This is a genomic window from Candidatus Magnetominusculus dajiuhuensis, assembly GCF_046044395.1.
Classification (GTDB): Bacteria; Nitrospirota; Thermodesulfovibrionia; order Thermodesulfovibrionales; family Magnetobacteriaceae; genus Magnetominusculus; species Magnetominusculus dajiuhuensis.
In genome coordinates this window covers 1-7041 of record NZ_JBJUSG010000157.1, presented here as the reverse complement: position 1 = coordinate 7041, position 7041 = coordinate 1, and the positions used below count along the sequence as shown (strand labels likewise).

Genomic DNA, 7041 nt, shown 5'->3' with positions numbered 1-7041 from the left:
AAAGGGGGGGGGGCTGCTTTACTATTGTGACACAGTCTGTTGTCCGGAATCTGTCTCTGCACATCCTCAAGCCGAATAAGATTCCAGACAAGCCGGAATGACGACAAGACAAGAAAGGTGGTGACAATTTTTTGTCGTAAAGTGAGATAAAATATATTATTATACGTATGATCCAGAAATGGAATAACGCGGTTAACTCTCAATGTGCTGCTCGTTTAGTTGTGCTGCTCACTTAGTTCTATGACAAACATTGCGCCGTTTCCGATATTCTCGCAGTAGAGCTTTCCGCCCATATTCGTCTCAATTATAGTCTTTGACATGTAAAGCCCAATCCCTGTGCCCTCAGCTCCTTTAGTTGTGAAATAGGGTTCAAAGACTTTCCCTATTACATCATCGGGAATTCCACCACCGTTGTCTTTTATCGAAATTATTACCTTATCTCTTTCTTCATTGTTGCCGATTGTTATTTCTATCAGCCCCCGAATTGTATTGTCCGTTTCTCTTTTTGAAGTAATAGCGTCTCTGGCGTTATTCAGGAGGTTGAGCATCACCTGTTTAAACTCATTGGGGTAACCCTCTGTGGATAGCAGTGTATCTTGCTGGCTTTTTATAGAAATATCCACATCGTTTTTCTTAAATATTTGTCCAAACATTGAGAGCAGCTCTTCTATGGCGGTTTTTACATCGAAGCGTATCCTTTCCTTTGACGGTTTGAAAAAGTTTCTGAAATCATCTATTGTTTTTGACATAAAGTTTAGTTGTTCCATCGTTGTATTGACGGAATTATTTATATACTCCTCGTTAAGCTCCCCGTAGTTATAAGCCTCTTTCATATCCTGTACGGTTAAGGCTATGGCATTCAGAGGCTGCCTCCATTGGTGTGCGATTATAGCAATCATTTCGCCCATTGCGGCCATCTTAGATTGTTGGACAAGCAGTTGCTCCTGAGCTCGTCTTTTTTGCATTTCAGATATTACCATCTCTTCAAGATTTGTATTTAATTGTTCCAACTCATCTTCAAGCTGTTTGCGTTCGGTTATGTCGTGGGCGATGCCTACCGTGCCGATGACCACACCATTGTCATTCTTCATCGGCGTCTTGATGGTCTCTACGATATGCGTTCGTCCCTCCGCATCTATGACCGGCTCTTCTATACACCTTCTCAGACCGTCCGCCATAATGAATTGGTCGTCAGTGCGATATTTCTCGGCCAACTCCCTGGGCATGATATCGAAATCTGTTCTCCCAATCACTTCATTGACAGGTATCTTAAAGGCCAGACTTAATGCCTCATTGGCCATAATAAACCGGCCTTCCTTATCCTTGATCCAGGCGAGATCCGGCACATTGTCAATAAGTGTGGTTAGCATGGTATGGCTGCGGTACCGCTCCTGTTGCTCTCTAAGCTTGCGCCCGGTAATATCATAGTTTGTTCCAAGCATACGGATAGGGGCTCCCTCAGAATTGCGAATCACCATGCCATTGGCCTTTATGTGCTTTACTGTCCCGTTGGGCTGCAGCACCCGAAATTCCGTATCCCACTCCTTCTCGCCTCTTAGAACAGCACCGCACTCTTCAATGACCTTGTCGCGTTCATCAGGGTGCAGGCCATTCTGCCATGCCTCCACACCCCCCGGAAATGTTTCCCATGTAAGACCATAGAGGTCAAGCATCTGGTCATCCCATGTCATTATGTTATTGGTAACGTCCCAGTCCCATATCCCAAGATTAGCTGACCTGGTCGCTAATTCAAGGCGCTGCTTAACTAAACGGAGCTCTTGTTCCGCCTGCATGCGTTCGGTGATGTCTATACAAGTCCCGACCCATTCCTGAATACTTCCGTCTTCTCTAAGCTGAGGGAAACCGCGTGCCATGAAGTCCCTATAAACTCCGTCATGCCTGCGCATGCGGTATTCGGTCTCATAGAAGCTTTTTGAGGCCACAGCCTTATTCCATGCCTGCGCTGTACGCTCAACGTCATCAGGATGAAGTGCATTTATCCATCCAAACCCTTTGGCCTCTTCATATGTCTGACCGTTAAATCTCCTCAATGAAGGTATGTCCTCTTCAACAGATCCTTCGGCATTAGTAATCCAAATCCATCCAATTTGCTCCGTCAAGCCGGTATAAGACCGATAGCGCGCCTCGTTCGCAAGCAACGCAGTCTCCGCCTGTTTGCGCTTAGCATCATCTGCGTTAATCGCAAGAAAATATTGCTTTATAAAATGAACACCCAGCAGCATAAGGCAGGAGACAGCAAAGGCAATTAACTCCGAAACATCAAGGCTAATATGTGCGCCAGTGGATAAGACGCAATAAAACAACACTACACGGCGGCCGGCCATCAGAAGCATTGCGGCAGAGATTAATATCCACGCCGTCTTTCGGCCTGTCAGGCGAATCAGGGACAGGGCGTAAAGCCCTACCAACACCTGCATCCCGATAGATAATATATATATACTATTGGTAATCGTCACGCCTCCGCCTTTAATGACGCTCCCCGACAAGCATGGGGGACTGATATACTATAACAAATCTAAACTATTAAGTGAATAAATAAAACTGCGCCGTTTATGGTTCTCCTTTTGCCGCTCACTTAGTCAGTTCTATAACAAACATTGTGCCGTTTTCTATATTTTGGCAGTAGAGCCTTCCATCCATATTGTGTTCTATTATAATCTTTGACATGTATAGCCCGATTCCCGTTCCTTTTGCGTCTCCTTTTGTCGAAAAATAAGGCTCAAATATCTTCTCTTTTATCTTAGGGGGGATACCTCCGCCGTTGTCTATTATTTTTATTATTATCACGCTGTCATTCTTAGAGACATCCATTATGATTTCCCCGGCGTCAACGGCCAATTCCCCTCTTTCTATACGTTCTAAAATTGCGTCTTTGGCGTTATTTATTATGTTGATAATAACATGTTTAAATTCATTCGGGTACCCAAGTACCGTCATCCCTTCACACGGTACATCACTGCCAGCCTCGTGGCCGCATACTACCTTATAATCTATGAAGTGGTTTTTTAACTGCGCGGAGATTATTGACCATATCTCGTCAAAGGACAGCTTTAGATTAAATGGTAGTTTCTCTTTTGACGGTCTGAAAAACGTCCTGAAGTCATCAATAGTCTTTGACATGAATTGAATCTGTTCCATCGCCTTTTGAACCGATTCGTCCATGTAGGCCTTGTCAAGTTCCCCAAAGCCCTGGGCGTCCTGCAGGTCCTGGATTAAGACCCCGACCGCGTTTAACGGCTGCCTCCACTGGTGCGCGATTGCGCCTATCATCTCGCCCATCGCCGCCATTTTTGACTGCTGAATGATTAGCTGTTCCTGTTTTTTGTGTCTTTTAATACCATCGGCAACCCTTATCTCAAGGTCATGGGCAATGGTCTCAAGCTGTCTCTTCTTATCAATGACATCCGCCTCCAACTTTTTACGATTAGTGATGTCTCTTATAATGCCCGTGAAGAATGTCCCATCCTTTGTCGTCCAGTTTGATATCAATACCTCAACAGGAAACTGGGTGGTGTTCTTTCTTAAACCGTGCAGTTCCAAAAGTTTTCCAATGACACTGGCTTTACCCTCTGCGAGGAATCTGTTTAACCCGCTTGTGTGCCCGGCCCTATAGTGCTCCGGCATCAGGACAGTGACATTCTTGCCCAGTATTTCATTCTCAGTATAGCCGAATATTGCCTCTGCCGCCTTGTTCCACAGTATAATGTCTCCATTGGCGTTGGTTGATATAATCGCCTCGTTTACCGACTGGGTGATGGTGCGCAGTGTAACCTCCGATTCGCGCCGTATCTCATCAATCTTTCTCCGGCGTGACATGGTATAGAGCATCAGCCCGGCTACAACTATAAACACGGCTATGTGCATGGCGGCAATTACTTTCCACTGCTCGTGAAGTGATTTAGTTACAGGTTCGGCTTTCAGCGTAATGCTGATGCCACCGCATATGTCCCCTGCCTTATAACCTTGCATGGCGTGGCATGGCAGGCACGATTCGTTGATTGAAAGCGCGGACATATATCTGAACGCCCCCCCAGTATTTGTTTCAATCAAATCGAAGACTTCCCTGCTTTTTGTCTTTTCAAATTCCTTCAACGCCCTTGTCTCCCACTCATCAGGGGCGTTTTCCGGCCTTATCAGGTTGAGGCTGGTGATGTGCAGTAACATGCTGCCGCGTTCCTTCGCTAACTCTCCTATCTGGCGAGTCATGTAGGCAGGGTTAACAAGCGTGAATATCTTGCCGTCTTTGTTTGTGATTTCTCTGTCCGGCACATCAAGGTATGGATTCGGAGGAGTAGTCTCTGTAACAGGTACATATACGCCGCCATGGCGGGAATTCCACAAGCGCGTCGTCTCTATTAATTCAAACATGACGCGGGCCTGCCCTTCCACTATGGCGAATGTCTGGCGTTTTACCAAAGATAAATTCCAGACAAGAGAAGCGGCAACAATCCCCGCCCATATCAAAACCGGAAGGACACAGCACCTGCTCAGGACGAAACGCTCATCCCAAGGAGACAGCCTCTTGATAGAAGACCCCTTCAATCGCTCCAAATCTAACGCGCTCCCACGTTAATTTATCGTCAAATGACGATATTATCTTAAACCATAACGGCTCAAATGCGAACAGCTCCGATTATCAATCATAATAATTGGGAAGAATTGCCCGCGTTCTGCTATAATAACATCTTTCTGGAGGCAAATGGTAAAATCGTTTAAGATAGACGCGGCCACAGCGAAACTGGTCGAGAAGTCAACCTTGCTAAAGGTTCTAAACTATGTAGACACGGTTGAGCTGAAAACGCCTGTTTTGCTCATGGACGGCGACAGGATTAGGCGCAACGTTGCCACAATCGGCAGGGGAATTGCCGGTTGCAGGGTTTTCTATGCCGTTAAGGCAAATCCATCGGTTGAGGTCCTGAGGTTGTTAGCGGGGTTGGATGTGGGTTTTGAGATATCCAACTTTGGGGAACTCAACGTGCTGTCAGCCCTTGGGGTTGACCCCGGGAGGATTATATCAAGCAATCCTGTCAAGACAGTTGACTTTATCAAGGCGGCGTATGCCTACGGCGTCAGGTATTTTTCCTATGATTCCCTCACGGAGATAGAAAAAATGTCCCAGCACGCCCCCGGCTCAAATCTCTATGTGCGCCTTGCTATACCCAACGAAGGGAGCGAGTGGCCGCTGAGTAAGAAATTCGGCGTCGAGATAGAAGACGCCCTGACGCTGCTGACGAGGGCAAAAGAAAAGGGACTTAATCCACTGGGGATTACCTTTCATGTCGGTTCCCAGTGCAATAACATCTACAACTGGAACATCGCCCTTGACAAGGCGCGGCTGCTTTCTGACATGGCGCGGGACGCTGGCATAATCATCTCCCTCATAAACATTGGCGGCGGCTACCCGATTAAATACACGAAGAGCGTGTTAAGCATAGAGGCCATTGAAAGGCACATCAACAGGCTCATCAGGGAGCGCTTCTATAATGCCGGGGATCTTGGAGGCGGGGGCATAACCGTCCATTTAGAGCCTGGGCGTGCCGTCGTAGGCGACGCGGGCATAATGGTATCGCGCGTAACGGGAAAGGCGGAGCGGCTTGATGGGAGATGGCTTTATATTGACGTAGGGGTGTTTAACGGGCTGATGGAGAGCATAGGCGGGATAAAATATACATATGTAACCGAGACGCGCGGCGCTGGCGGCATGAGAGATAGCTGGACGCTGGCCGGCCCAAGCTGTGACAGCTTTGACGTGATAGATAAAAACGTGCAACTGCACGAACCGGAGGTGGGCGATATAGTTCTCATCCTCTCTGGCGGGGCGTATACTATTTCGTACGCGTCCGAGTTTAACGGCTGTTCAATCCCTGAGACGCTGATAGTTTAACAATATATTTATTAAAAATATAAGGAGGCCGCGATGTTTAAATTTCTTGAAGAGGAACCGTTCTCGCCGATAAAGCACTCTTATGAGGTGGAGGGCATACTGCATAGAGAGAAGAGCAAATTTCAGGACATAGCGGTAATAGAGAACCGTTTCTTTGGCAGGATGCTCCTCCTTGACGGCATAGTGCAGATTACCGCACTGGACGAGTTTTTTTACCACGAGATGTTGACCCATGTGGTGATGCACGCCCACCCGTGTCCTAAGAGGGTTATTGTTATAGGTGGTGGTGATGGCGGCATAGTCAGGGAGGTCTTAAGGCACAAGACGGTGGAGAAGGTCTATTTTGTGGAGATTGACGAGAGCGTTATACGTGTATCGAAGCAATTCTTCCCTGAGGTGGCGCAGTCGGTTGACGACCCGCGTGTTGAGATAAAGGTAATGGACGGCGCTGAGTTTGTAAAGAGCGCCACTGGCATAGACATAGTGATAGTGGATTCTACGGACGTGATTGGATTTGCGAGGACGCTGTTTACGAAGGAATTTTTTGACGCGGTGAGAAACTCGATGACAGAAAACGGGATGTTCGTAACGCATACAGAATCGTTGCACCTGCACAAGGACATAGTGATAGAGATGCAGGAAAAGCTGAAGGGAACATTTCCGGTAGTTGACCTATACACGGCAACCATAGCGACATATCCGGGAAATTGGTGGGCCTTCGCGGTGGGTTCGCTGAAACTGAATCCCAGAGAATGCCGACAACCCTTTGAGATAGAGACAAAATACTACGACGACGAAATCCACGCGCAGTGTTTTCTGACAAGGAAATTCTACGACAAATTAATAAAAAGACAGTTGAAGTGGTAATGGGCTTCAGCCCGTAACCGGCACTGGTTTCATTAGTTTGTGAGGTTTGAACTGCCGCCCCAAGGCAATCGCATTAGAAAAATTTGCCTATGCCTTCAGTCCAAAATATGGTTTCCTGGATTCCAGCTTCCGCTGGAATGACAGAAAAAGAGACGGGAATGACAAGAAAAGAGAACGAAAAGACAAATTCAGGTGTTCGTTTTGTTCTGCCTTGTCTGTCATTCCAGCGAAACATACATGAATAGAGTCAATCTTCGCCCCCGCCCATG

Annotated in this window: 5 protein-coding genes; 2 read left to right on the top strand and 3 right to left on the bottom strand. The window is 47.0% G+C overall.

All coding sequences use genetic code 11. The features are described 5' to 3' along the window. Positions 1-215 precede the first annotated feature (215 nt). Both AB7D94_RS15580 and AB7D94_RS15575 read right to left on the bottom strand, forming a co-directional pair. Positions 216-2477, bottom strand: coding sequence for a PAS domain-containing protein (locus AB7D94_RS15580; protein ID WP_420266908.1), 2262 nt, complete (start codon positions 2475-2477; stop codon positions 216-218). Positions 2478-2592: 115 nt separating this feature from the next. Then, positions 2593-4572 (bottom strand): PAS domain S-box protein, encoded by a 1980-nt coding sequence (locus AB7D94_RS15575; RefSeq protein WP_420266907.1) that lies wholly within the window; start codon positions 4570-4572, stop codon positions 2593-2595. 148 nt (positions 4573-4720) lie between these two features. Here AB7D94_RS15575 and AB7D94_RS15570 point away from each other — a divergent pair, with 148 nt between their 5' ends. Together AB7D94_RS15570 and speE are read left to right on the top strand one after the other, a co-directional pair. After that, positions 4721-5905 carry a type III PLP-dependent enzyme gene (locus tag AB7D94_RS15570; RefSeq protein ID WP_420266905.1) on the top strand — a complete coding sequence of 395 codons (1185 nt, stop codon included), beginning with the start codon at positions 4721-4723 and terminating at the stop codon, positions 5903-5905. Between the two features lie 33 nt (positions 5906-5938). Beyond that, positions 5939-6772, top strand: coding sequence for a polyamine aminopropyltransferase (gene speE / locus AB7D94_RS15565; RefSeq protein ID WP_420266904.1), 834 nt, complete (start codon positions 5939-5941; stop codon positions 6770-6772). An 87-nt stretch (positions 6773-6859) separates the two neighbouring features. On the opposite strand, the gene AB7D94_RS15560 is transcribed toward speE, so the two are convergent. Further along, positions 6860-7041: hypothetical protein (locus AB7D94_RS15560; RefSeq protein WP_420266902.1), on the bottom strand; the 182-nt coding region annotated here is incomplete at its 5' end.

Coding starts and splice junctions, on each gene's coding strand:
- AB7D94_RS15570 (WP_420266905.1), top strand. CDS start 4,721: ATGGTAAAATCGTTTAAGATAGACGCGGCCACAGCGAAACTGGTCGAG.
- speE (WP_420266904.1), top strand. CDS start 5,939: ATGTTTAAATTTCTTGAAGAGGAACCGTTCTCGCCGATAAAGCACTCT.